Origin of the sequence: Sphaerobacter sp. (genome assembly GCF_019683595.1) — a bacterium.
In the GTDB taxonomy this organism is placed as follows: Bacteria; Chloroflexota; Chloroflexia; order Thermomicrobiales; family Thermomicrobiaceae; genus Sphaerobacter.
This window is the reverse complement of the sequence record NZ_JADGHZ010000021.1, coordinates 1-24843: the sequence shown is the minus strand read 5'-3', so window position 1 is coordinate 24843 and position 24843 is coordinate 1. Positions and strand designations below refer to the sequence as shown.

Below are 24843 nucleotides of genomic sequence, written 5' to 3'. Positions count from 1 at the left end.
TCCGTACAAATTGTACCTACGTACTCTAGACGTACGTACACCCGTGTGCTAGACTGGCCCTTGTCAGCCAGTCACAGAGGCTGATCCCCGCACGGTACCAGTAACTGACGGCTCGGCGGAACCGAGAGGGGCCGCCGCTGGGGGATCGTGCGTGCCGTGCGCGGCCGTAGTGACGCTGCGGCGAAAAACAGACCAGGTGTTGGGAAGGCCGAACATGCCTCGTCTGCAGACACGGGAAGCACCCATGGCCGTGGTGGCGATCGACGCGGGACACCTCCTGGACGACTCGCCGTTCCTCTCGCTGGACCCCGCGGACGACCTCGGCTGCCGCGGCTCCCGGCATGTGTTCGCGATCCTGGAGCCGGTCGACGACGTTCCCGGGGTGGAGTCGGCCGCTCGCGAGGTGCTGGATCTGATCCACGAGGAGATCGCGCGGCGGGGCGGGCAGTCGCCGACGGCGGCGCTCCTGGCGGCGGTCGAGGCCGCCAATGGGTGGCTGTGTGCCGCGAACGTCGACCGGCCGCTGACGCACCGGCTCCGCTTCGGGCTGACGCTGCTGGTGGCGCGGGATGACGACCTCTACCTGGCCCAGGTGCCGCCGAGTCAGGTTCTGATCGGCCAGGAAGGCGTGCTCTACGCCTTCCCTTCCCTCGAGACGTGGCGGGGGCGGCATGGGCTGGAGGAGACCGCCCAGCCTCTCGGCCAGTTCCCGGAGATCGAGCCGGAGCTCTACCACACGCGCATCGAGCGTGGCGACATGATCACCCTCGTGTCGACCACCCTAGCGCGGGCGATCGACCTGGCGCCTCAGGATGTCTTCGTCGAGGGCGATGCCGCGGCCGTGGCGGAGCACCTCGTGGGGTTGATCGAAACCTTCGGCGTGAGCGAGGCATACGGCGCGGCGATCGCGGTCACCGCGGCGGGCGCCGGAGGGGGGGCGCACGGGCAGATCAGCTTCTTGCGTCGCGCAGCCGAGATGTTCACTCAACTGCTGCCCGAGGAAACGGCGCGACGTTTTCAATCCAGCGCGAAACATCGTCGTGAGACGCTTGACCTGAGCGCGGAAGGGATGCACACTGGGGTCACCCCAGGAGACGCGCCGGACATCGAACCCGGCTACGCTGCACCCGACGAGTTCGCCGCTGGGGCGGATCCGGCGGGGTGGAACGGGCCGCTGGAGGAAGACCAGGACGACGCGCCCGTGGTAGGCTTTTCGGGAGACGACGGCGCCTACTGGGTTCCGGGTGCGCGGTATGGGGTGGACACGGATGCCGACGCGCCCGAGTGGTACGGGGACGATCCGCTCGCCGAAGCTGAGTCCGACGGGGACGACGGGGAAGGGAGACGTACGCTGAGCGAGCTACTCGCTGGTGCGGTCTTGGCGCTCTCTGCCGCCGTCGTAGGTGTCTGGCAACTGACCGTCAGCCGTGACCGGCCGGTGGTGCCGCCGCGGGATGACGGGACGCTCGGCCTGCCCCGTCTCGACCGCTACGCCGATCGGCCCCGCATGCCCGACCTCGCGGGGGTCCGCAGCCGGCTGCCGCGCGTGCCCGCCGGCCGCCTGACCGCCGCGGTAACGCTGATTCTGGTCCTGTGCCTGGCCGGTGCGCTGGTCTTCTCCATTCAATCGAGTCGCGCCCGGGCGCGTGAAGCTCGGATCGAGCAACTTTTCCAGGAAGCGGTGGAGTTCCGCCAGCAGGCGGCGCAAATGACCGTGCCGGTTGCGGCCCAGGCGCACCTGGAGGCGGCTGAGGCGCGCATCCAGCTCGCCCTGGCGGCGGGGCTGGATCAGGCCCAAGCGGAGCAGGAGCTGGCGGCGATCGCCACCGCGCGTGATCAGGCCCTGGGCATCCAGCGCCTGACCAACATCCAGGTGCTGGGCGGCGTCCCGGCTGCGCCGGAGGGCGTGTCGCCGCGCATCTTCTTCGGCAACGGGCAACTCTATGTGTTCACCGACGCGCTCTACCGGCTCGACAACGACGGGACGACGTTGATCCGCCTGCTGGCGCCTGAGGACGTCGTGGGCGGCGAACCGGTCGGAACGCTCCTCGGCGCCGCGTGGGGCGACGGCAGTCCGGTAGCCTTCTCCGGCACGGCCGCGTTCCTGTTTGACCCAACGACCGCGACCTGGCAGCGCCGGCCGCTCGGAACGTTTGGCACGCCCTTCAGCGGCATCGTCCAGTCGAACGGCTACGCCGGCAATCTCTATCTGCTCTCGCCTGGGTCGGGGCAGATCCTCAAGTTCGCCAGCGGTGCCTACGAGCAGCAGCCCGAGGACTGGACCGGCGGGCTGGCGTCGAACGACCTCATGTCCGCGGTCGATATGGAGATCGACGGCCGCATCTACGTGCTGCTGTCCGACGGGCGCATCCTCGACTTCTACATGAGCGCGCTGGACCACACCTACACGCCGTCGGTTACCCCGCCGATCCAGGACGCCGTGGCGCTGTCCGCACAGGCAGAGCGGCCGTACATGTACGTGGCGGACGGCGAGAATCGCCTGCTGCGGCTGACGCGGGACGGCACGGTCGTGCAGCAGTTCATGGCCGGGTCGGGCGTGCCGGAGCTGGCCAACATCCGCGACATCGCTGTCGACGACGTGCTGGGCGTCGCCTACGTCCTGACGGACCAGGCGCTCCTCCAGGTGCGCCTCCCCGCCCCGCCTCAGTAGGGCGCAATCCACTGACAACGCTGCTGAACCGGCCGGGCATCGCGCCCGGCCGGTTTCGTCATGTGTGCATCGCATCGCGCACGGTTCAAGACCGCCTCTGCACACCATTCGCAACGTGGTTCCGGATGCTACGTTCTCCTGTCAGGTAATCAATGATGAACCGGCATGAAAGGAGATCGACGCTGCGACGCAAGTGGGTGTTGCTGGCAGTGGTGGTCATCCTGCTGGTCGGGGCCGGTCCGGTCGGTGCAGCGGACATCTTGCACGACACGGTCGACAAGGTCTTCCTTGAGCAACGGCTCAAGGGGCTGATCGGGAAGACCGGACTTGATCCGTTCGACCCGGTGAGCCCGCTCGCCGAGGCGCGGGTGCTGGACATTGAGCGGGGCGGGCGCGGTGAGTACGACGCGGCTCTGATCCGCTTCATCTATGAGGACGGCCGCAGCCGTGACGTTCGGGTGTGGCTGTCGCATCCATACCGCCTCCGGCCCGGCTGGACATACACCGGCCTCGATCGCTACAACACGCCGCATGAAGCGTTGCCCGGCTTGCTCCTCGATTCACCCGACGCACCAGTCCGGCTGGGCACCCCGCGTCGCCTCGATCACGCGGACCCGGTGTTCGCCGGGGTCGCGGGCTTCGATTCGTCGCCGCCCGGCGGTGTCGACCGCCTGATCTGGTCACCGCAGGGGGATGCGGTGATCGTGTCGCGCGGCATACCCCACGAGATACGACTCGACCTCCTGCCAGTTGACGGTGGAGAGCCGCTCACGTTGCCGGGTGGGGCTGTGACCCTTCCCCGGTGGACGGCGGACGGCTCGGGGATCGTCTACGTGAGATATGACGGAGGCCAAGATCCGGTGCTCACGATGGTGGACCGTGCGGGAACCGTCGTCTGGCGCGAAGTGGGCAGCAACGTGGATGGGTACGCTCCAGTGCCTGACTGCGTGCTCTTCGTGCGCTCCGGCGCGCTCTGGCACATCTCGGCTGGTGCGGCCGGCGATGTGACGGCTCACCGGCTGATGGATCTCCCGGCCGGTTGGTCTTCGGGTGTCATCGCTCCCGATCCGAGCGGGAACCGCCTAGCGTACACCTGCGGGAGTGACCTCTGCCTGTTCGATCGCTCCACTGGTTGGTCCCAGCGCGTGGAGTTGCCGTATCCGGAGCCGGGTATTGTGCGTGACCCGGATGGGACATGGCGCCCCCCGTCGCGTGGACGGGCTCATGTGCTCAACCTGAAGTTGCGGATCGCCTGGAGTCCCGACGGCCAGCGCGTGGCCCTGGTTCAGTCCGACCAAAATGCGCGCCCGTTGCTGCTGCTCTTCGACCGCGACGGCTCCTTGGTGCGGCGAATCCCGCTCGGGCCTGACGGGTGGGTCGTCGATCCCCAGTGGACGCCGGACAGCAAACTGCTGTTCCTTCAGACCTTTCCGGCGTATGGACGGCGCCTGGTGGTGGTCGATGCCGACTCGGGGGTGGCCTACGACCTGAGTCAGCCCGGTTGGCACGCATCGGGTAGTCTCTCCCCGACCGGCGATCGCCTGATCGTCACCGGGTGGGAGCCCGCGCTGTGGGTCGTGCCGTTCGAGCGGCGGTGATGCTAGTCGCCGGCAGGGCCGAGGTCGGCGATGGGCACCGTCACCTCGGTGCCGCTGTCGAGGCGGACGGTCGCCTGCCAGTGGCGGGTGGAGACGGACAGGACGATGCCGGGTCCGTCCGGGGTCCGGACCCGGCGGCCGATGCGGGGAAGTCCCTCCGGCGCGAAGGTTTCGGGGCCGGGTGGATCGAAACGCGCGGCCACGATCGCGTCGAGGTCGTCGTCCCGGGTGCGGAGCCGGCCGACGCCGCCGAAGAGGTGCTCGGCGGCCGGCTCGAGCGGCCCCTCACGCTCCGCGTGGACCGGCAGGCCCAGTGCACCGGCCAGAGTACAGGTGAGCGTTCCCGCCTGCTCCTCTCCCCCGCGATACGACACGAGCGCGGTGGCGCCGTCCAGCGTGAGGCGCAAGCCAGTAAGAAAGACGGGAAGCCCGGCCTCGCGTACGACGTCGAGCGCGCGGTCGAGCGCCGCGCGTGCCTGCTCGGTCAGGTCGGCAACCCGCCTGATCTCCTCGTGTGTGAGGCGGCGGGTGACGGCGGGGAGCGGGCGGGGCAGGCGCTCCAGGACCACCTGCTGGGGCGTCACGACGACCTGCGCGGGCTCCTCCCCGGCCGGACCGGGGATGGAGATCCAGTCCCCGAGGGCCGGGTCAGGCAGGCGCGCCTCGCAGAAGCGCACGCGGCCGAGCCCGGGCGTGCGGGCGCCCAGGACCGGGATCGTCGCTGCGGGCGGCTGCTTGGGATTCATCGCGGCTGCGGCCATTGCGTCACCATGTGGTCGAGGACCAACCGCGGCTGGGCGTTGATGGCGAGGTCGCCGAGCGCCTGGAGGGTGGCGACGACCCCGCGGTGGATCTCCGCGAGGGTCCACTGCCGCGCGAGCCGGGCCAGGCGATCGCGCCGGTCGGCGTTGACGATCGCCTCGTCGCAGCCACCGGCGAGCAAGAGCAGGTCGCGCCACAGCCCGAGCAGCAGGTCGATCTGCCGCTCGACCGCGTCGCGCTGGCCGCGGCGATAGGTATCGGCCAGGCGCCGCGCCCCGGCGATGGCCGCGAGCGGGCTCTCGATCATCTCCAGCCCGGCGTCGACCGCCTGTCGCCGCGCGTCGAGTGCCTCCGGATCGGCCGCGAGGGCGAGCGCATGACCGATGCGCCCACGGGAGAGGCTGGCGATCGTCGCCGCTTCCTCCGGCGGGATGCCGCGCCGGGTCAGCTCGGCGGCCACGGCACCGCGGCTCAGCGGCTCAAGCGGCACGGGCTGGCAGCGCGAGCGGATCGTCTCCGGGAGTGCCTCGGCCTCGGTGGCGATGAGGATCAGCACGACGAAGGGCGGTGGCTCCTCCAAGGTCTTGAGGAGTGCGTCGAAGGCATCGCGGGAGAGGAGGTCGCTCTCGGCGATGATGGCGACGCGCCAGCGGCCCTCCATCGGCCGTAAGGAGATCGACGCGCGGAGGTTGCGGACGGTCTCGATGGAGATGCGGGTGTGCTTCCCATCGCCGCGCTCGTCGCCGGCCGCCTGGGTCTCGCGGCTGATGATCGACACGTCGGGGTGAACCCCACGCTCGACCCGCTGGCAGGCGGAGCAGCGGCCGCAGGGGCGTTCGTCCGGCGGCGCCTCACAGAGGAGCGCCTGGGCGAAGATGCGCGCCAGCGTAAAACGGCCGATCCCCTCGGGACCGAAAAAGAGATAGGCGTGCGCCACTTGCCCGGTGCGTGCCGCGCGGGCAAGCATCTCTACGGCGACAGTGTGGCCGACGATCGGCCAGGGGGTGGCGGCAATCTCCATCGTCGGTCCCGTGTCGGTTCGGATACCGCCTAGACCTCGGCGCGCCGGGCGTTGGGGTCGCGGCTCGGGATTGAGATCGGCCCCTCGACCTCTTCGCCCTCCGAGAGCGCGGCAATGATCTCCTCGCGCTGCTTGTTGTGCAGGAGTGCTTCGGTGCCCAGGTCGCGCACCGCCGCCAGGAGTTCATCCGCGCGGACGACGGTCAGGTCGGATGAGATCACCTCCAGCTCGACCTGCGGGTGGACGAAGACGATCATGCCGTCGATGAGGTCGCCGCCGGGCAACTGCCTGGACTCCAGAAATTGCTTCAGGGACTCCTGCTGGCGCTTGTTTTCGTCGGTAGGGTTGCCGAGCGGCGGTCCTGCCAGGTTGAATAGTGCCAGCCAGCGGCGACCGAGCCGGCGCCATCGGTCGTTCTCGACCCGTACGCCGCCGAAGACCTGGCGCGTGGTCAGGACGATCAGGCCGCCCGGGTAGACGAGGACGTGCTCCGGACTGAACCCCGGGATCTGCGGGTAGTGGATCAGCGTGTAGCGGTCGTTGAGCCGGCGCAGGTGCTGGTCGAGGATCTCATCCGGTCGTGGGCTGCGGCCCCACTTGGCAAGCTGCTGCATGCCGGTGTTGAACAGGATGAAGCCCACGATCAGGACCGCGTAGGCCAGCACGATGAGTTGCGTCTGCAGGGTAAGCGGGAACGAGGCGAAGAGCCCCACCAGGCCCGTCAGCACCATCAACCGCGCCGTGCGGCGGCGCTGTCGCATGAACCCGCGGTGGACGACCAGCCGCATCGACGAACTCCCGCCTTCCCGCGTCGTCCGCGAAAAATCGTGGGGAATGCCGATCGATCCCCGTCCAGCGGAGTCTAGCACGGGCCGTGGTCGCCGAACCAGCCCCGCGGCCGGGGACAGGTGCGCACCAAGAACGCGTGGAAAGCAGCACGATGGTTTCGGTTCAACCGCGAGAGCGGAGGAACGGCCGATGACGGAGACCAGGGGCGACATCGACATCACCACGATCGTCGTTTCCTGGAACACGCGTGAGCTGCTGGCGCGCTGCCTGGCGTCGGTCGAGCGCGAGCTGGAGGCGAGCGGGCTGCGCGGTGAGATCGTCGTGGTCGACAACGCCTCGACCGACGGGACGCCCGACGTGGTGCGGAAGCATTTCCCGGTCGCGACGCTGGTGGCGCTGGAGGAGAACCGGGGCTTCGCGGCGGCCAACAACCTGGCCCTGGCGCGTGCCCGCGGCGCGGCCGTGTTGCTGCTGAATCCCGATGCCGAGCTACTTCCCGGTTCGCTGGATGCGTTGTGGCGCGCGCTGTATGCGGCGCCGCACGTCGGGATGGCCGGCGCGCTCCTGTTGAACCCGGACGGCTCGGTGCAGTCGGCGGGGTACCGCTTCCCGGGGCTGACGCAGGTACTGCTCGACTTCTTCCCGCTTCACCCGCGCCTCGTGGGCTCGCGCCTGAACGGGCGGATGTCTCCGGGGGACGGCCTGAGCCCGGTCGCCATCGACCACCCGCTGGGGGCTTGCATGCTGGTCCGGCGGGAGGTGGTCGACGCGGTCGGCGGGATGGATGAGGGATATTTCCTCTACAGCGAGGAGATCGACTGGTGCCGGCGGATCGCCCAGGCGGGATGGACGATTGTGACCGCTCCTGCCGCGCGGGTGATCCACCACGGGGGACAGAGCACGAGCCAGGTGCCCGACGCGATGTTCCTTCAACTCCACCGCAGCCGCGCCCGCTACTTCCGGCGCTACCACTCGCCGCGTTTCCTGCGCGCCGTCGCGCTGGCGGCGCGTACCGCGGCTGCGGTGGAGGCACTGCGGGGTCGACCGCGCGCGACCGCCCTGCGGGAGGTGGCTGGCATCTACGCCACAGCGGAGGCGGCCGATGCCTGAGGGGAACGGCCCGCTCCCGCTGGCGGTGGTCGTGCTGACGCGCGACGAGGAGCGCCACCTGCCGGACTGCCTGGCGAGCGTGCAGGGCCTGGTTGAGGCCGGGGCGCTGCTGTTCGTGCTCGACTCGGAGAGCACCGACCAGACGGTGGCGATCGCCCGGCGCTTCGGCGCCCGCGTCGCCGTGCGGCCCTTCGACGGCTACGCCAGCCAGCGGCAGGCTGCACTCCGCATGGTCGACCGGCCCTGGGTCTTGTTCCTCGATGCCGATGAGCGGCTGAGCCCGGCACTGACGGCGGAGGTGATCGACGCCGTGCGCACCGGGTCTCCCGACTTGGCTGGCTACTGGCTTCCCCGGCGCAATTGGATCCGCGGGCGGGAGATGCGGGGCGGCGGGTGGTGGCCGGACTACCAGCTCCGGCTCCTGCGCCGCGACCGCGCACGCTATCGCGTCGGCCGTGAGGTCCACGAGATCGTAGACCTGGACGGCTCGGCCGGGTGGCTCTCGGAGCCGCTGCTGCACTTGAACTACGACAGCCTGCGGGAGTTTCGTGACAAGCAGGCGCACTACGCGCGGATGCGCGCGGAGTCGCTGCGGGCGGCCGGTCAGTTCCCGCGGCGGCGCACCTACATCGGCCAGCCGGCCCGGGAGTTCTTCCGCCGTGTCGTCCGCCTGCGTGGCTATCGGGACGGGCCGCTCGGGCTGGTTCTCGCGGGCATCCTGGCCTGGTACGAGCTGCGCACCTGGCTCTGGGTGGGACGGCCGGCGCCGCCCGAGCCGGCCAGTGTCGAGCCGATCGCCTTGCCCCTGCCGGAGATCGACCTGAGCGTCGTGATCGTCAGCTACAACGTGCGCGACCTGCTGCTCGCCTGCCTGACCTCGCTGGAGGCGGCCTTTGCGTCGGGCGGGATGACGACCGAGATCATCGTGGTCGACAACGCCTCGGGCGACGGCACCGCCGAGGCGGTGCGGCGTCGCTTCCCGTCGGTCCGGGTCGTCGAATCGGGAGCCAACCGGGGCTTCGCCGCCGGGTGCAACATGGGGATCCGGCTGGCGCGCGGGCGTGCCATCGCCCTGCTCAACCCCGACACGACGGTCGTCGGGGACGCGCTCGGCACGCTGGCCCGCTACCTGGAGGAGCACCCCGACGTCGGCGTGGCCGGGCCGCGGATCTACCGCCCGGACGGGACCACCCAGCCGACCCGGCGCCGCTTCCCGACGCTGGCGACCGGCCTGCTGGAGAGCACCATCATCCAGGACTACTGGAAGAACAACCGGGTGCTGCGGCGCTACTACGTCGCCGACCGGTCGGACGACGAGGAGCAGGAGGTCGACTGGCTGGTCGGCGCCTGCCTGGTCGCCCGGCGGGAGGCGGTCGAGATGGCGGGGCTGCTCGACGAGCGCTTCTTCATGTACTCGGAAGAGGTCGAGTGGTGCCGGCGCATCCGTGAGGCCGGGTGGAAGATCATGTACGTCCCCTCGGCCGCGGTGACGCACTATGAGGGCGCCAGCAGCAGCCAGGACATCCCGGCGCGGCAGGTGGACTTCGACACGTCGAAGGTGCTCCTGTTCGAGCGGCTGTACGGCCGCGGCGTCGCCCGGTTCCTCCGCGCCTTCCTGCTCACCAGCTACCTGGTGCGGGTCCTGATCGAAGGGGCGAAGGGGCTGGCGGGCCACAAGCCCGAGTTGCGGCGAGCTCGGGTCGCGCTTTACCTGCGCGCCTTCCGCACCCGGCTCCGCCCCGGGAGGCGCCTGTCGTGAGCCACGGCGGCCGCGTCCTCTTCGTCACCGGCGAGTACCCGCCGATGCGCGGCGGCGTCGGGGACTACACGGCGCGGCTGGTCGCGGCGCTGGCGGACACCGGCTGGCAAGCGTCGATCCTGACGGCGACGGCCGCCCGGGACAACGACGACCCGCGCGTCCTGCCTTGGGTCTCCCGCTGGGACTGGTCGGCCCGAAGAACCGTGCGCCGCGCCCTGGAGGCGACCGGCGCCGACCTGGTGCACATCCAGTACCAGACGGGCGCCTTCGCCATGCACCCGGTCATCAACCTGCTTCCCACGCTCCTGCGGCGTGCCGGAACCCGCGTCCCCGTCGTGGTGACCTTCCACGACCTGCGTGTCCCCTACCTCTTCCCGAAGGCGGGGCGCGTGCGCCAGTGGGCGAATCGGCTGCTGGCAACCAGCGCCGACGCCGTGTTCGCGACCAACGCGCTCGACCGGAGTCATCTGGCGCGCTGGCCGCGCGTAGCCGAGCGGACCGTGCTCGTCCCGATCGGGAGCAACCTGCCCGATCCGGGGAACGTGGATGCGGCCGCGGTCCGAGCGCGGCTAGGCATCGCCGAGGGTGAGTGCGCGGTCGGCTTCTTCGGGTTCCTCACGCGCGACAAAGGGGTGGATCTCCTGCTCGACGCCCTGGAACGGCTGCGTGGACACCGCGTCCGCCTGGTGATCGTCGGCGGCGGGCTGGGGGACACCGACGCGGCCAACGCGGCTTACCACCGGGCGCTGCGCGAGCGCCTCGCCCGGAGCAGTGTGCCGTCCACGGTGACCGGCTTTCTGGAGCCGCGCGCGGCGGCGGAGGCGTTGGCTGCGCTCGACCTCGTCGCGCTCCCGTTTCGCGAGGGTGCCAGCTTGCGCAACGGCACGCTCATCGCCGCGGTCCACGCGGGCGCACCGGTGGTGACGACGAGTCCGGCCCCCGGCGATGCACTCGATCCGCTGGTGGGCGGCGAAAGCGTCTGGCTGGTGCCTCCGGGAGATGTGGATGCCCTGGCGCGTGCTGTCGAGTCGCTCCTCGGCGATGCGGCAATGCGGGACCGCCTTCGGCAGGCGGCACGGGCGGCTGCCACCGTGTTCGACTGGTCCCGCATCGCTGCACACCACGCCACGGCCTATGAGAGCGTACTGGGGAAGGGCGCTGGTGCTCGGTAACGCCACCAGCGCCCCCGTGTCGATGCTCAATCGCCGTCCGAGAGCTCCGGTGCCGATTCAGGCGGTGGGAGCGTCGTCCGGAGGATCCGGTAGCCGAGCGCACCGATCACCACCGACCCGATCAGGATCCCGATCCGTGCATCGTCCGCCGAGATTTCCGGACCGAAGGCCAGCTCTGAGATGAAGAGCGACATCGTGAAGCCGATCCCGCCCAACGTGGCCACGGACAGGACATCCCGCAAGGAGATGTCCGACGGCAGAAGGGCGACGCCGGTCCGCACGGCGAGCCAGGAGAAGAGGCTGATCCCGAGGGGTTTGCCCAGCACCAACCCTGCGATCACGCCCCAGGTGACAGGGCTACGGACCGCGTCCCCGAGCCCGTCCACCAGCGGAATCCCGGCGTTGGCAAACGCGAAGAGCGGCAGCACCGCGTAGACCACCCACGGGTTGAGCCGGTGCTGCAGATGGGTCAGCGGCGTCTCGACATCCTCTGCCAGCTCTTCCAGCTCCTGAGTCGCACGCTGCTGGCGCTCGTTACTCAGGATGCGCATCGTGCTGTCGCAGGCTGCCTCGAACTCGTCGAGCAGCTCGCGCGCCCGCGTCACGAACGCCTTCGGGTTGATCCAGGAGCGGGACGGCACGGTCATCGCGACGAGAACGCCGGCGATGGTGCCGTGAATCCCGGAATGGAAGACCGCCAGCCACACACCCAGGCCGAGGAAGGCGTAGATCGGCCAGCGGTGGAAACCGGCGAGATTGGCGACGACGAGTGCCCCGATAAGGATGGCCGCCAAGCCGAGCGAGGGCCAGGCGATCTGATTGGTGTAAAACACCGCGATCACCATCACCGCGATGATGTCGTCCACGATGGCGAACGCGGTGACGAAGACGACGAGCAGCGGTGGTACCCGAGCCGCGAGCAGGCTGAGGATACCGAGTGAGAACGCGGTATCGGTCCCGATCGGGATACCCCACCCGGACATGGTGCCATCGCCGGCGTTGAGCACGAGGTAGATGAGCGCGGGGGTCAAGGCCCCGCCAATGGCGGCCGCGATCGGGAGCGCTGCCTGACGCGGGCGCCGAAGCTCGCCCACCAAGACCTCGCGCTTGATCTCGAGGCCGACGGTGAAGAAGAAAAGGGCCATCAGCGCGTCGTTGATCCAGTGGCGGAGCGACTCGGTGATCCCGAAGGACGCCGTGCCGATCGTGAACTCGGTTTCCCAGAAGTGCTCGTACGCCGCGGCCCACGGGGAGTTAGCCAGTATCAGTGCCAGGACGGCACCGATGAGCAACAGACCGATCCCCGAGATGCTGGTTCGAACGAATTCGCTGACGGGCGCGAGCGCCAGGGCAAGGGGCTGCTCCTGGGCGGTGCCGGTGATGTTCTCGATTCGAGGGCTGTTCTCCGCCAGCCCCTCTCCGCGCGCGTGCCATCCCTTCTTTTCCTCCGACTGGAGCCACTGTTGAAGGTTGACCTTCTTGTCGAACCGCATGACCACCCGGTACTCGCGGCTCCCGCGAGGCGGGCGGATCACCCGAGCTCCGAGGAATCCGGGAAAGTTCGCTGCTGCCTGGTTGACGCTGCGGAGATATTGCTCGAACTCCCGTTCCCGGCCTTGCCGGGCCTCGATGCGGATCTCGAGCGTGATTGGCTGCTGGTAGACAGCTTCCGTAGTTGCTTGCTCCACGGACTGTGCCCTCTCGTTGGATCACGCCTCCCCGCCTGGCACCGGTCCCGGCCGGTCGGCGGGCAAGCTCCGCTCGCCGCGGGCCGGCTTGCTGGCGCCGACGGACACGTTCCCCCGACGGGTCGCCCGTAAACGCGGTGACGAGGTGGATGCCGAGGTTCTGCTTGTCCACCCTCGTCGCTTCCCCGCAAGTGCGACCGGCCGCGCAGGACGCTGGCTTGGACGCGGGAGAAGTGCGTAAGGTAACAACCCTGAACTCTTCTCTTGCATTCCCGATGCCCTGCGATCGCTACCAAGGGCGGAGCATGGCGGGATTCCGCGCGTGGCGGCGGCGAGTTCGAGGCGGGAGCGGCCCACGACCGTAGTACACTAACGGGTGACGACAGACTTGATGGGGTATCGCGCGGTGACCCCCGGCGCTCGGGCGCCGCGCCACAGTCGGAGGTTCATTGGTGAAGTACTACTTGAAGACGGGCCGGGGTACACCCGCAGAGGAGATCGACGAGGCGACCGGCGCTGCGATCCTGAGCAAGGGCCGGCACGAGGGCCGGCGGGTCGTCGAGGTATTCACCCTCCACCCCAACGGCCGAATCGATCGCTGCGTGGAGCGGCCACGTCGCAAGCTGGGCAGCAACGCGATCGCCAGCCGGAGCTGGCTCTGCGAGACCTATATGCCGGACGATCCCGAGGGGTGGGGCGACGACCGCTACATCCACGACGCCGAGGAGGCCGTGAACGACGCCGACCCGGCCCCTGAGGCCGTCATGCTCGTGCTGCTCGGGGCTGAGGGCGACTCCGACGCCAACGTCGCGCAGTTGCAGTCGGTCAAGGCGCATTCGTAGCAGGTCCGCTGCGCTTCGCCCGCCCGTGACGGTCCCGCCCGGAACACTGGGCGGGGCCGCTGATTCAGGGATGGCAACCGCCGCTGAGAGCAGAGAAGGGAAGGTCCGACGATGGCCAGCATGCCGGTCCGCCGCACGTCGCATCGGCCGCCGATTCAGGCGCGGCACTACGTCGCGGCATCGGGACACTACCTGGCGACCGCCGCGGCGCTGCGGATTTTGGCTCAGGGCGGGAACGCGATCGACGCGGGCGTGGCGGCGGGTATCTGCCTCAATGTGCTCCTGCCGGACCTGACCAGCTTCGGCGGCGTGGCACCGACCATGGTCTACCACCGCGCCAGCGATGAGCTGAAGGTCATCACCGGCCTCGGCTGTTGGGGCCGCAGCGCGAAGATGGAGATCTTCCTGGAGGAGGAGCAGGGAGAGATCCCGGTCGGCGTACGGCGCTCGGTCGTCCCTGGTGCACCGGATGCCTGGCTCACGGCGCTGGCGCGCTACGGGAAGCTCTCCTTTGCCGAGGTGGTGCAGCCCGCCATCGAGCTGTGCGAGGGCGGTTTCCCGGTCTACCCCTCGCTGCACCGCAATCTTGCCAAGGAGGCGGACGTCATCTCCCGGTGGCCCTCGACGGCGGCGATCTTCCTGCCCGGCGGCGAGGTGCCGGCGGTCGGCGACGTGCTGCGCCAGCCGGACCTTGCGCGGACCTTCCGCCGGATGATCGCCGCTGAGCGCGCGGCGGCGGGACGAGGCCGTGTGGCGGGCATCGAAGCCGCGCGCGACCTCTGCTACCGGGGGGACATCGGCAAGGAGATCGCCGAATTCATCACCCGCGAGGGCGGCTTCGTCTCCGAGGAGGACCTTGCCGAGTTCCACGTCGACGTCGAAGACCCGGTCCACACGAGCTACCGTGGCGTGGACGTCTTCGCCTGCGGGCCGTGGTGCCAGGGGCCGGTCATCCCACAGACGCTGAACGTGCTGGAGGGGTTCGACCTCCGCGCGATGGGCCACAACTCGGCCGACTACGTGCACACCGTGGTCTCGGCGCTCGACCTGGCCTTCGCCGACCGGGAGGCGTACTACGGGGATCCGAAGTTCGTTGACGTCCCGCTTGACACCCTGCTCTCGAAGGAGTACGCGGCGCGGCAGCGCGAGCGGATCGACCCGAGCCGGGCCTTCGGCGCGATGCCGGAGCCGGGACTCGGCCGCGCGGGGGCGACGCCGGAGGGCGCGGACGCGCGGGTGCCGTTGCAGCCGGACACGAGCTACGTCTGCGTCGTCGACGAGGAAGGGAACGCCTTCTCGGCCACGCCGAGCGACGGGATTGGGAGCACGCCGATCGTGCCCGGTTTGGGCCTGATCTGCTCCGGCCGCGGGTCGCAGAGCTGGCTGATCCCGGAGCACGCGTCGTCGCTCCAGCCGGGCAAGCGCCCGCGCCTGACCCCCAACCCGGCCATTGCCTTCCGCGACGGCCGCGTGTGGATGCCGTTCGGCACGCCGGGGGCAGATATGCAGCCGCAGTCGATGATCCAGGTGCTGCTGAACGTCCTCGAGTTCGGGATGGACATCCAGGAGGCGATCGAGCAGCCGCGCTTCGGAACCTTCAACTACCCGGAGTCGTTCTGGCCGCACACCTACCGCCCGGGGTCGCTCATGCTGGAAGCGCGCATCCCGCCGGTGGTGGCTGAGGATCTGCGTGGGCGGGGATACGACGTGACCATGTGGCCGGAGTGGACCCGGATCACGGGCAACGTCTGCGCGATCATGATCGACCACGACCGGGGAACCCTCACCGGCGGCGCCGACGCCCGCGCCGAAGCCTACGCCGCGGGGTGGTAGACATCCCGCCGGGAGTGAATCACGCTCGACGCGGGTTATACCCTTTGGAAGACTTAGCACGACGGGGTGGGGGACCACCCCGCTCTTATCACGCGCGAGCGCGCGGCGGAGGGTGAGACGTTGGCCGAGATCCGGCCGTTCCGTGGTGTTCGCTACGACACAGTGCGGGTCGGTGGACTTCGCGCGGTGATCGGACCGCCGGAGGACATCCCGTCCAACGAGTGGGCGCAGGCGCTGACGGCCGGGCGTCCCTACCACTCCGTGCGTCTCGAGATGCACGACCCGGACACGACCGACCGTTTCGCCGCGGCCGGAGAACGATTCCGGCAGTGGCTGCGGGAGGGCGTGCTCGTTCGGGACGAGCAGCCCGCGTTCTACGCCTATGAGCACGAGTATCTGCTGGGGAACACGCGGCGGCGACGTCGCGGGTTTTTCGCCGCGCTGCGCCTTGCGGACCCGGCGGACGGGGTCGTGCTGCCGCATGAGGAGACCCTGCCGCACAACGTGGCTGTGCGACTCGCCCTGCTGCGCGGCATCCGCGCCAATCTGAGCGCGGTGTACACGCTGGTTGAGGACGAGGGACGGCTCGCGCGCATCCTCGACGCGGTGATGGCTGCCCCGCCCGCCGAGTCCGGCCTGGACGACGAGGGCGGCTGCCATCGGCTCTGGGTCGTGACCGACCCGAGTGTCATCGCGGCGTTGCAGGCGACTGTCGCCGGGCGGCCGCTCTACATTGCCGACGGCCACCACCGCTACACGGCGGCCCTGATCTACCGGGACGAGCGCCGGGCCGCGACCGGGGACGCCGGGGCGGCGGAGTACGTCCTGACCCACATCGCGTCGGTGGAAGACCCGGGCATCATGGTCATGCCGATCCACCGGGTCGTGCGCGCGTTGAATGGCTCGACCTGGGACGAGGTCGTCGGGCACCTGCGCGAGCACTTCAGCGTCAGTCAGGCACCGCTCCCGCCGGAGGATCCGGCGTCCGGTGTTGCCGCCCAGATCGCGCGGCTCGACGCCCTCGGCGGTCCGCCTGCCTATCTCTTGCTTGAACCGGGCGCGAGCCGTCTGACCACCCTCCGGGTACGGCAGTGGGACCAGGTGGAGCACGTGTTGCCGCAAGAGGCATCCGGGTTGACACGCCACCTGGACGCGACGGTGGCGGACGCGGTGGTGCTGCGCCACGTGCTCGGCATCGACGAAGGCTCACTGGAGGAGCGGGTCGACTTTACGCCCAACGTCGCGCAAGCCGTGTCCGAGACGCGCGCGGGCACGGCAGCCGCGGCACTCTTCGTGCGGCCGACCCGCCTGCGTACCCTGCTCGCCGTGGCGGGGGCGGGAGAGCGAATGCCGCAGAAGTCGACCTACTTCTACCCGAAGATCCCGATCGGCCTGGTGGTGTATGATTGCGCCACGACCGATGGATTGGGGGACAGCGGACCGTCGTGAAGACGCCATTGCGCGCGCTTGAACCGGCGCTGCAACACTACGGGGTGACGGCCTCGGCCGCCAGCGAGGTCTACTCGGGCTTCAACCTCCACTTTCGCGTCACGACCCCCGACGGCGACAAGCACCTGATCATCTTCCGGCCTCAGGCGGGCAAGCCGCCGCGCGAATTCCAGTTTGACCTCTGGCAGTACATCCTGGCCCAGGGCTTCACGCTGCTCCCGCAGCCGGTCAAGACGGTGGGTGGGCAGGACTATACCGGCACCTCGCTGGGCACCGTGGCGTTGACCGAGTGGGTGTCGGGCGAGAACGGGTCGCTGCACGATGACTGGTCGGGCCCGATGATCTGCAAGGCCGCGGGCGTGCTGGCCGACCTGCACGGGGCTGCGCGCCACTTCCGCCCCGCTCCGGCGGAGGCGGACCGCCTGGCGCCGCTGTACCTCCCGGCGGATGCCTGGGTCGACCGGGTCGACGAGATCGTGGCAGACTTCGGCGATCGCACCGCGGCGGACGCGGAGCTGATGGACGCCGTGCGGCACCGCGTGGACGAGACCCTCGCCCGGTTCGACGCGGCGGCCTACGCGTCCGCGCTGGCGAGCGGGACGACGGTGGTGCACGGCGACTATCGTCCGGGGAACCTGGTCATCAACGACAGCGAAATCGCCGCCGTGGTCGACCTGGACGCGGCCTTCTGGGAGAGCCGGGTGTACGATCTGGCCTACGCCGCGTTCCAGTTCGGGGGCAAGGAGGGGGTCTACCCGCAGCCGAGCGCCAAGCCGGGGGCCGACTTCGTCCGCTGCTACTGCCGGCGCTGGCCCCTGACTGAGGCGGAGCAGGCCCTCCTGCCGTTCTTCCTTCGACAGGTCGTCCTGAAGCGCCTGCTTGTGGGGCGCGATGCCGAACCGCGCCTGGCCCTGCTCGACCAATTGGACAGCGGGCTGGAGGACGCGCTCGTCCGCGCCGCGGCCTGACCGTCTCCGGCAGAGTCCGGTGTCGACGCGGGGCTGCAGGCGCGCGTGATGCCGCGTGCCGCGCGGCAAACGGGAGGTCGAGTCAGCCATGTCCACGCCGATTCGGCGGCAGTACCTCTCGATCAAGCGCCAGTACCCGGACACGATCGTCTTCTTCCGGCTGGGCGACTTCTACGAGACCTTCGACGACGACGCCAAACTGGCCGCCTCCGTGCTGGACATCACGCTCACGTCCCGCGAGATGGGGCGGGGCAACCGCATCCCCATGGCGGGCATCCCGTGCCACGCAGCGCAGGGGTACATCGCCCGCCTCGTTGGAGCCGGTCACAAGGTCGCCATTTGCGAGCAGATCGGGGAGCCGACGGGCCGGGAGCTGGTTGAGCGGCGCGTCACCCGGATCGTCACGCCGGGCACGGTGACGGACCCGGCGATGCTGGACAGCGACACCAACCACTACATCGCGGCGGTCCTCCTGGACGGCGCGCGGGCGGGCCTGGCCGTGGCGGACATCTCGACCGGTGAGTTCGCCACGACCGAGATCAACGCCGCGGACGCTGCCGCCGCCCGTGCTGCGGTGCATCGCGAACTCCTGCGCCTCCACCCGGCCGAGATCGTCGCGCCCGCCAGCCAGCCGGACGGGGAGGATCCCCTGCCGGCCGAGGTTGTTCCCGAGGGTGCCTACATCACCCGGCGGGACCGCTCCGAGTGGCGCCTCGAGGTGGCGGATGAGGAGTTGCGGCGCCACTTCGAGGTGGAGACGCTGGAGGCCTATGGCTGCGCAGGCAAGCCCTTCGCCATCCGAGCCGCTGGGGCGCTGCTGCAGTACCTGGCGGAGACGCAGGTCGGCAGCCTGAAGCAGATCGTCGACCTCGTAACCTACAGCACCGAGCGCTACATGTCGCTCGACGGCCAGACGCGCCGTAACCTGGAATTGACCGAGAGCAGCCGGGGCGAACGGCGGCACTCGCTGATCGGCGTGCTCGACCAGACCCGGACGCCGATGGGCGCCCGGATGCTACGGCGCTGGGTCGGCCAGCCGCTGCTCGACCTGGCCGAATTGCAGGCCCGCCAGGCCGCGGTGGCCTTCTTCGTCGATCGCGCGCTGGTACGGGCGCGCCTGCGCGACGCACTGGGGCACGTTGCCGACCTAGAGCGGCTGATCAATCGGGTCGTGACCGGCGCAGCCGGGCCGCGCGAGTTGCTGGCGCTGTCCCGCTCGCTCCAGCGGTTGCCCGAGATCAACGAGATCCTGGGCGACGGGGATCGGCCGTGTCTCGTCGCTGATCCACCCGACTGCTCGGAGACGGCCCGTCTCATTGCCCAGGCGCTCGTCGACGAGCCGCCGGCCGTTCTCGGGGGCGGGCCGACGATCCGCGCCGGGTTCAGCCCCGAACTCGACGGCCTGCGCGCGTCCTCCCGCGAGGCGCGTGAGTGGATCGCCGGGCTGGAGCAGGCCGAGCGCGAGCGGACCGGGATCAAGTCGCTCAAGGTCGGCTTCAACAAGGTCTTTGGCTACTACATCGAGGTGAGCCGCGCGAACATCAGCGCGGTACCCGCCGACTACCAGCGCAAGCAGACGCTGGTCAACGCGGAACGCTACATCACCCCGGAGCTGAAGGAGTACGAGAGCCGGGTCCTGAATGCCGAGGAACGCATCGCTGATCTGGAGGAGCAGGTGTACCGCCGCGTGCTGGCCCAGGTCGCGGCGGCCGCCGACTCCGTGCGGGCGGCGGCGCAGGCGGTGGCGCAGCTCGACGTGTTGTCGGCGCTGGCCGAGGTGGCGGTGCGCCGGCGCTACGTCCGGCCGGAACTTGATGACAGCACCGTGCTCGAGATCGTTGGTGGGCGACACCCGGTGGTCGAGGTCACGCTGGAGACCGGCCAGTTCGTGCCCAACGACACGTACCTCGACACGGAAAGCAACCAGATCACGATCCTGACCGGACCGAATATGGCCGGGAAGAGCACCTATCTCCGGCAGGTCGCACTGATCGTGCTGCTGGCGCAGATCGGCTCGTTCGTCCCTGCCGAGCGGGCGCGGATTGGCATCGTTGACCGGATCTTCACTCGGATCGGCGCGCAGGACGACATCGCCACCGGGCAGAGCACCTTCATGGTGGAGATGGTCGAGACCGCAACGATCCTGCACCACGCCACGCCCCGCTCGCTGGTCGTGCTGGACGAGATCGGGCGCGGCACCAGCACCTACGACGGTCTGGCGATCGCGCGGGCCGTTGTCGAACACATCCACAACAGCCCACGCCTCGGTTGCAAGACGCTCTTCGCGACCCACTACCACGAGCTGACTGAACTGGAGAAGATCCTGCCACGGGTCCGGAACTACCGGGTCGATGTGCTGGAGGAGGGCGACGAGGTCGTCTTCCTGCACCGGGTTGTCCCCGGTGGCGCCGATCGCAGCTATGGCATCCACGTGGCGCAACTCGCCGGGATGCCGCGCGCGGTGGTGCGCCGCGCCGGGGAGATCTTGGCGGACCTGGAGGGGGGTGCCGAGCGCGCCGAGCGCAGTCGCCGTCGCAAGGCGATGGCGGCACCGCGCGTGGAAGCGATGCAGTTGACCCTCTTCGGTGTGCCGGACCCGATCGTCGAGGACCTCAAGGCGCTGGACGTGGAGTCTCTGACGCCGCTCGAAGCCCTGACCACCCTCTACGAGCTGCGCCGCCGCGCGCTCGACGGGACGGGATGAGCCGAAGCGGGCGGGCGCCGCGCGGAACCTCTACCCATCCCGTTTGTCTCATGAAGGATGAGCACGTCAGGCTGAGCATGGACCCCGCGCTCCTGGCAGCGCGACTACCGGCCGCGCGCGGCGGGCTCGTGGACCGGGGCGTGTTCCCGGGCGGCCGCTATTGTCCGGAGCCTGGCGAGCGGCGCGAGGACGAGAACCGCCATGGCCGCAGCGCCGACGAAGATGGATGCCGGGGACATTCCATACAGCGGCGTGTACCAGAGCGGCGCCGACCCCTGGCCGATGAACTTAGCGCTGCCGGTGATTGAGGAGACCGTGCCGCGGCTCTCGGGCACGGCCTGGACGACCAGGGTGTTGAACGCGGACCAGGCGACGATCCCGGCCAGCCCCACGCCGAAGTGCGCGGCTGCCAGCACGAGCGGGGAGGGCGCCGCGGCCATCAGGAGGAAGGCGAGTGCCACGCCGACCATCCCGGCCGTCAGTCCCCGGTACGGCCCCACACGGTCGACCAACCGACCGGCTCCAGGCCCACCCAGCAGGCCCGCCAGCCCGTACATCGACAGGATGATCCCGACCTGCCCGGTACCGCTGCCCCACGTGTTAGATAAGTACTCCGCGTAGAGGTAGCTCGCCCCGCGCATCGCGCCGTTCGCCAGGAAGGCGATACCGGCCAGCAGCAGGACCGGCACGCCGAGCGACGCGACAATCGCCCGAAGGCTGGCGCCGATGCTTTCCCCGCGCACGCGCGGCGGCACCAGCGCCCCGTACCGCCGGAACCAGAGGGCATACCAGACGGCGAGCGACCAGCTCATGGCGGTGATGACGAGATAGGCGAGGCGCCAGTTGAGATCCCCCAGCGCGCCGGCCACGAGCGGCCCGACCATCGCACCGGCCTGGTTGACCGCCGAGAAGTAGCCCATCGACCGGCCGATCCGTTCGCGGGGCACCACGTCGCCCAGCGTCGCCATCACGATCGGCGTCGTGAAGGCGTTGGTCGTGCCCTGGAGCACTTGGGATACCAGGAAGACCGGGAAGTTCGGGGACAACGCCGCCAGGAGCGACGCTGCGCCGTAGCCGCCGAAGCCGATGAAGAGGCTCGATCGGCGGGAGGTCAGGTCGGAGACGGCACCCGAGGCGAACTGCACGATCGCGTAGGGGAAGAGGTAGGCCGGGACGGCGAGCGTGAGGATCGAGCGGTCAACGTCGAAGGCGCCGAGCAGGATGGTAAACAGGACGGTGAAGACGTTGCTGCCCATCGGGCCGATCGCCGCGCCCAGATGGAACGGCACAAGCTGCCACTCCGACAGCTTCGTCCGCCCGCCCTCCACTCCTACTCCTATCCCCCTCGTCCTAGCGGTTCACCTGCACCAGCAGGGCTGTCAACCGTTCTTCGAGCGTCCCGGTCAGTGTGCCACATCTCCGCCGACTCTCCTAGAGGGTGACGGCGCCTGCGCGTTGGGCGACCGCGGCAGGAACGAGCCCAGAATACCCGCAATCAGCCCGCTCCCGTGCTGGCGTCATCCTTCGCTGCGTGGCCGGTCCGACGCGAGATCCTTCGCTCCGCTCAGGATGACCAAGACAGGACGACGATGACGGCTCAATAGCCGCGGTCGCTCCACTGGCGGCCGGGTCTACTGGATGGCCTCCTCCGAGATGGGGCCGATGAAGCACTCGAAGATCAGGCGCGAGACGTCGGACAGCAGGCGCTGAGAGGCGACCATGTTGGGGCTGCCCTTGCTCATGAGCGCGACGGCGTAGGTGCGCTCCCCGGCGAAAACCAATCCCACATCGTTGCGGACGCCGCGGACGGTGCCGGTCTTGTGGGCCGCCTGGACGCCGAACGGAAGTTGCTCGGGGATGATGGTGGTGTACTTCTGCCGCTTCAAGATGTCGATGACCGCCTCCCGCGATGCGGGGCTGAGCCCCTCCCCGCGGTGGATCGCCTCCAAGAGGCGCAGCATGTCGCGCGGGGTGGAGACGTCGTTGTCCGGCGTCTCGCGCAGTGCCGCGCAGTCCCACGGGGCCGGCTTGGACGCCAACGCCTGCTTGAGCCCGTCGTAGGTCAGCGTGGGATCATTGGGGTCGAGGTCGTGCAGCCCGGCCAGGATCTCCCAGGTGTCGAGCGGCAGGTGCGTATTGGTCATGCCGAGGCGCTCGATGGTGGCCGCTACGGCCTCGCGACCGATCAGGTCGTAGATCATGTCGGTGGCGGTGTTGTCACTCACGGTGATCATGAGGGTGGCGATGTCCTTCACCGTCGGCGCGACGCCCGCGTCGAGGTCCTGGAGCACGCCGGAGCCCGGCACGCGGTGTCGCTCCTCCAGGGTGATGCGCATCGCCGGGTCGATCTTCCCGGCGTCGACCTGCCGGTACAGCTCGTAGAGGAGGACCGTCTTCATCGTGCTGGCGGTGGGGACGACAACGTCCGGGTTGTACATCACCTCGGCGCCGGTATCGAGGTCGCGTGCCGCCACCGCGATCGTTCCCGTGAATCCCTCCGCCAGGTCGCGAATGCGCTCGACGGTCGCCTTGGGATCGGTCGCCATTCCCTGCTCCTCCCTGTGCTCGGCTCTCCGGACCAACAGCACGCAGCACAATAGCATGACCGTACGGTGTTCACAAACAGAGAAGGAGCCACCGAATGGCCTCTCCTCTGCTGGTTGCGTGAGGGCGGGCGTGCCGGATGGGCGGGCTAGGCTGCTCTGACGAGGTCCGCGCCGCGCTCGACCGACTGGCCCTCGGTGACCCAGGCGTTGATCCCACCGTCGAGATGGGTCACATCGGTGACTCCTGCGGCGCAGAGCAGGCTGACCCCGATGGCCGAGCGGGCTCCGCCTCGGAATGCCGGATCGGCGGCAGGACCGGTCTCATTGTTGGGATTCGGCAGACGCTGCGCGATTCCACCGGTATCAGTGCTATACTGCGCGCATCGGATTGAGTAAGATTCCGCCGCCGCGCCGCCGGTCGGAGCGGGCGGTCTGTGGAGGGAGTTGGGGACTCATGGGTAACGGCGCTCAGGCCGCAGGGGTGGGGTCGGCCCAGGCTCTGGAGCAGGAGGCGCTGGACCACGTCTGGATCCATTCAGCCGAGTGGGTACGCCTCGCCGAGCAGAACGGCCTGCGTGTCTTCAAGAGCGCGCACGGCAGCACGCTGGTGGACATCCACGGCCGTGAGTACCTCGACGGCATCGCCGGGCTGTGGGTCGTGAACGCCGGACATGGTCGGACCGAGATCGGCGAGGCGATGGCCGCTCAGGCGGCGCAGGTGGCGTACGTCTCCAGCGCGAGCTATACCTCGGTGCCGGCAGTGCAATTGGCGAACGTCCTGGCCGAGCTGACGCCGGGCGACCTGAACCGGATCTTCTTCTGCTCGGGTGGTTCGGAGGCGGTCGAGAGTGCGCTGAAGATCGCCAAGCAGGTGCAGGCAATGCGCGGCTTCCCCAAGCGCTACAAGATCATTGCGCGGCGGGGTAGCTACCACGGCATGACCTTCGGCGCGATGAGCCTGACTGCGAGCCGCAACGAGACCTACTTCGGCCCGTTCATGTACGGCGTCATCCATGTCCCGTCACCCAACCGTTACCGCAACGACTTCGGCCTGGAGGGCGAAGAGGGCGACCTGATGTGCGCCGAATACATCCGGCAGGAGATCGAGAACCAGGGGCCGGAGACGGTCGCCGCGGTGATCGGTGAGCCGATCTCCACGTCCAACGGGGTGCACGTGCCCTCGCCGAAGTACTGGCAGCGGCTGCGCGAGATCTGCGACGAATACGGCGTACTGCTGATCATGGACGAGGTGATCAACGGGTTCGGCCGGACCGGCAAGATGTTCGCAACCGAGCACTTCGGGATGCAGCCGGACCTGATGACGATGGCCAAGGGGATCACCTCCGGCTACGCGCCGCTGGCGGCGGTGGCGGTCAGCGACAAGGTCTTCGAGATCTTCACCGAGAAGAAGGACGTGGCGCTGGGGCACCTGCTCACCTTCGGCGGCCAGGCGGTTGCCGCAGCGGCGTCGCTGAAGAACATCGAGATCATCCAGCGTGAGGGGCTGGTGCAGCAGAGCGCCGAGAAGGGCGCCTACCTGCTGGAGCAGCTCAACAAGCTGCGGTCGCACCCGACGGTCGGCGACGTGCGCGGTCTGGGCCTGATGTGCGGCATCGAAGTGGTCAAGAACAAGGAGACCAAGGCCAAGTGGGGCCGCGGGTCGGAGTTCCTCAAGCGGCTCGACCAGCGCATCCACGAGAAGGGGATGGTGACCCGTGTTTGGGACATCGTCCACTTCGCGCCGCCGCTGGTGGTGACCTACGAGGAGATCGACCGCATGGTGCAGATCGTCGACGAGGCGCTGACCGAGGTCGAGAACGAGTTCGCCAGCGAGATCGGGAGCTAGCGTCAACGCGCTGGATCGTCGATCAGGGACTTCCCGCCGGGGGGGGGGGGGGGGGGGGGGGGGGGGGGGGGGGGGGGGGGGGGGG

At 69.4% G+C, this 24843-nt stretch carries 17 protein-coding genes; 11 read left to right on the top strand and 6 right to left on the bottom strand.

Going from position 1 to position 24843, the window contains the following annotated elements; translation table 11 throughout:
• Window positions 1-244: 244 nt before the first annotated feature.
• A complete protein-coding gene (locus IRZ30_RS04110) occupies window positions 245-2671 on the top strand; it encodes a hypothetical protein (protein ID WP_294083222.1) in 2427 nt (808 codons plus the stop codon).
• A 155-nt stretch (window positions 2672-2826) separates the two neighbouring features.
• Window positions 2827-4269: a hypothetical protein gene (locus IRZ30_RS04105; RefSeq protein WP_294083220.1), complete on the top strand. Its 1443-nt coding sequence runs from the start codon at window positions 2827-2829 to the stop codon at window positions 4267-4269.
• A 2-nt stretch (window positions 4270-4271) separates the two neighbouring features.
• On the opposite strand, the gene IRZ30_RS04100 is transcribed toward IRZ30_RS04105, so the two are convergent.
• From IRZ30_RS04100 to IRZ30_RS04090, 3 genes are read right to left on the bottom strand one after another with little or no spacing between them, the layout of a single operon-like run.
• The gene (locus IRZ30_RS04100) at window positions 4272-5030 is read right to left on the bottom strand and encodes a hypothetical protein (protein ID WP_294083218.1); all 759 of its coding nucleotides are present in this window, start codon (window positions 5028-5030) and stop codon (window positions 4272-4274) included.
• Window positions 5012-6052 carry a DNA polymerase III subunit delta' gene (gene holB, locus IRZ30_RS04095; protein WP_294083216.1) on the bottom strand — a complete coding sequence of 347 codons (1041 nt, stop codon included), beginning with the start codon at window positions 6050-6052 and terminating at the stop codon, window positions 5012-5014. Before holB ends, IRZ30_RS04100 begins: the two co-directional genes overlap by 19 nt.
• Before the next feature lie 29 nt (window positions 6053-6081).
• Window positions 6082-6840 carry an NERD domain-containing protein gene (locus IRZ30_RS04090; protein WP_294083212.1) on the bottom strand — a complete coding sequence of 253 codons (759 nt, stop codon included), beginning with the start codon at window positions 6838-6840 and terminating at the stop codon, window positions 6082-6084.
• A gap of 190 nt (window positions 6841-7030) precedes the next feature.
• Here IRZ30_RS04090 and IRZ30_RS04085 point away from each other — a divergent pair, with 190 nt between their 5' ends.
• The 3 genes from IRZ30_RS04085 to IRZ30_RS04075 are packed head-to-tail and all read left to right on the top strand — an operon-like array spanning window position 7031 to window position 10882.
• Window positions 7031-7951: a glycosyltransferase family 2 protein gene (locus IRZ30_RS04085; protein WP_294083209.1), complete on the top strand. Its 921-nt coding sequence runs from the start codon at window positions 7031-7033 to the stop codon at window positions 7949-7951.
• A complete protein-coding gene (locus IRZ30_RS04080; protein WP_294083207.1) occupies window positions 7944-9710 on the top strand; it encodes a glycosyltransferase in 1767 nt (588 codons plus the stop codon). The genes IRZ30_RS04085 and IRZ30_RS04080 overlap by 8 nt, the downstream gene beginning before the upstream one ends.
• Window positions 9707-10882 carry a glycosyltransferase gene (locus IRZ30_RS04075; protein ID WP_294083205.1) on the top strand — a complete coding sequence of 392 codons (1176 nt, stop codon included), beginning with the start codon at window positions 9707-9709 and terminating at the stop codon, window positions 10880-10882. The genes IRZ30_RS04080 and IRZ30_RS04075 overlap by 4 nt, the downstream gene beginning before the upstream one ends.
• Window positions 10883-10908: 26 nt before the next feature.
• Here IRZ30_RS04075 and nhaA read toward each other — a convergent pair whose 3' ends face one another.
• A complete protein-coding gene (gene nhaA / locus IRZ30_RS04070; RefSeq protein WP_294083203.1) occupies window positions 10909-12570 on the bottom strand; it encodes a Na+/H+ antiporter NhaA in 1662 nt (553 codons plus the stop codon).
• A gap of 452 nt (window positions 12571-13022) precedes the next feature.
• Here nhaA and IRZ30_RS04065 point away from each other — a divergent pair, with 452 nt between their 5' ends.
• From IRZ30_RS04065 to mutS, 5 genes are all read left to right on the top strand, one after another.
• Window positions 13023-13412: a hypothetical protein gene (locus IRZ30_RS04065; RefSeq protein WP_294083201.1), complete on the top strand. Its 390-nt coding sequence runs from the start codon at window positions 13023-13025 to the stop codon at window positions 13410-13412.
• Window positions 13413-13523: 111 nt separating this feature from the next.
• Window positions 13524-15245, top strand: a complete 1722-nt coding sequence (locus IRZ30_RS04060; protein ID WP_294083199.1) for a gamma-glutamyltransferase family protein — start codon at window positions 13524-13526, stop codon at window positions 15243-15245.
• A gap of 120 nt (window positions 15246-15365) precedes the next feature.
• Window positions 15366-16694, top strand: coding sequence for a DUF1015 domain-containing protein (locus IRZ30_RS04055; protein ID WP_294083197.1), 1329 nt, complete (start codon window positions 15366-15368; stop codon window positions 16692-16694).
• Entirely contained in the window at window positions 16691-17662 is a 972-nt protein-coding gene (locus IRZ30_RS04050; protein ID WP_294083195.1) for a phosphotransferase, read from the top strand. Before IRZ30_RS04055 ends, IRZ30_RS04050 begins: the two co-directional genes overlap by 4 nt.
• Before the next feature lie 88 nt (window positions 17663-17750).
• Window positions 17751-20366: a DNA mismatch repair protein MutS gene (gene mutS, locus IRZ30_RS04045; RefSeq protein WP_294083193.1), complete on the top strand. Its 2616-nt coding sequence runs from the start codon at window positions 17751-17753 to the stop codon at window positions 20364-20366.
• 104 nt (window positions 20367-20470) lie between these two features.
• On the opposite strand, the gene IRZ30_RS04040 is transcribed toward mutS, so the two are convergent.
• Window positions 20471-21694 carry an MFS transporter gene (locus IRZ30_RS04040; RefSeq protein WP_294083192.1) on the bottom strand — a complete coding sequence of 408 codons (1224 nt, stop codon included), beginning with the start codon at window positions 21692-21694 and terminating at the stop codon, window positions 20471-20473.
• A gap of 303 nt (window positions 21695-21997) precedes the next feature.
• Entirely contained in the window at window positions 21998-22912 is a 915-nt protein-coding gene (locus IRZ30_RS04035; protein ID WP_294083190.1) for a serine hydrolase, read from the bottom strand.
• A gap of 454 nt (window positions 22913-23366) precedes the next feature.
• Here IRZ30_RS04035 and IRZ30_RS04030 point away from each other — a divergent pair, with 454 nt between their 5' ends.
• On the top strand, window positions 23367-24758 hold the full coding sequence (locus IRZ30_RS04030; RefSeq protein ID WP_294083188.1) for an aspartate aminotransferase family protein: 1392 nt from the start codon (window positions 23367-23369) through the stop codon (window positions 24756-24758).
• Window positions 24759-24843: the final 85 nt, after the last annotated feature.

What these genes read in the sequence shown, in the direction of transcription:
- mutS (WP_294083193.1), top strand. Translation starts at nt 17,751, where the DNA reads ATGTCCACGCCGATTCGGCGGCAGTACCTCTCGATCAAGCGCCAGTAC.
- IRZ30_RS04100 (WP_294083218.1), bottom strand. Translation starts at nt 5,030, where the DNA reads ATGGCCGCAGCCGCGATGAATCCCAAGCAGCCGCCCGCAGCGACGATC.
- IRZ30_RS04030 (WP_294083188.1), top strand. Translation starts at nt 23,367, where the DNA reads ATGGGTAACGGCGCTCAGGCCGCAGGGGTGGGGTCGGCCCAGGCTCTG.
- IRZ30_RS04110 (WP_294083222.1), top strand. Translation starts at nt 245, where the DNA reads ATGGCCGTGGTGGCGATCGACGCGGGACACCTCCTGGACGACTCGCCG.
- IRZ30_RS04105 (WP_294083220.1), top strand. Translation starts at nt 2,827, where the DNA reads ATGAACCGGCATGAAAGGAGATCGACGCTGCGACGCAAGTGGGTGTTG.
- IRZ30_RS04085 (WP_294083209.1), top strand. Translation starts at nt 7,031, where the DNA reads ATGACGGAGACCAGGGGCGACATCGACATCACCACGATCGTCGTTTCC.
- IRZ30_RS04090 (WP_294083212.1), bottom strand. Translation starts at nt 6,840, where the DNA reads ATGCGGCTGGTCGTCCACCGCGGGTTCATGCGACAGCGCCGCCGCACG.
- IRZ30_RS04080 (WP_294083207.1), top strand. Translation starts at nt 7,944, where the DNA reads ATGCCTGAGGGGAACGGCCCGCTCCCGCTGGCGGTGGTCGTGCTGACG.
- IRZ30_RS04060 (WP_294083199.1), top strand. Translation starts at nt 13,524, where the DNA reads ATGGCCAGCATGCCGGTCCGCCGCACGTCGCATCGGCCGCCGATTCAG.
- holB (WP_294083216.1), bottom strand. Translation starts at nt 6,052, where the DNA reads ATGGAGATTGCCGCCACCCCCTGGCCGATCGTCGGCCACACTGTCGCC.
- IRZ30_RS04035 (WP_294083190.1), bottom strand. Translation starts at nt 22,912, where the DNA reads ATGGCGACCGATCCCAAGGCGACCGTCGAGCGCATTCGCGACCTGGCG.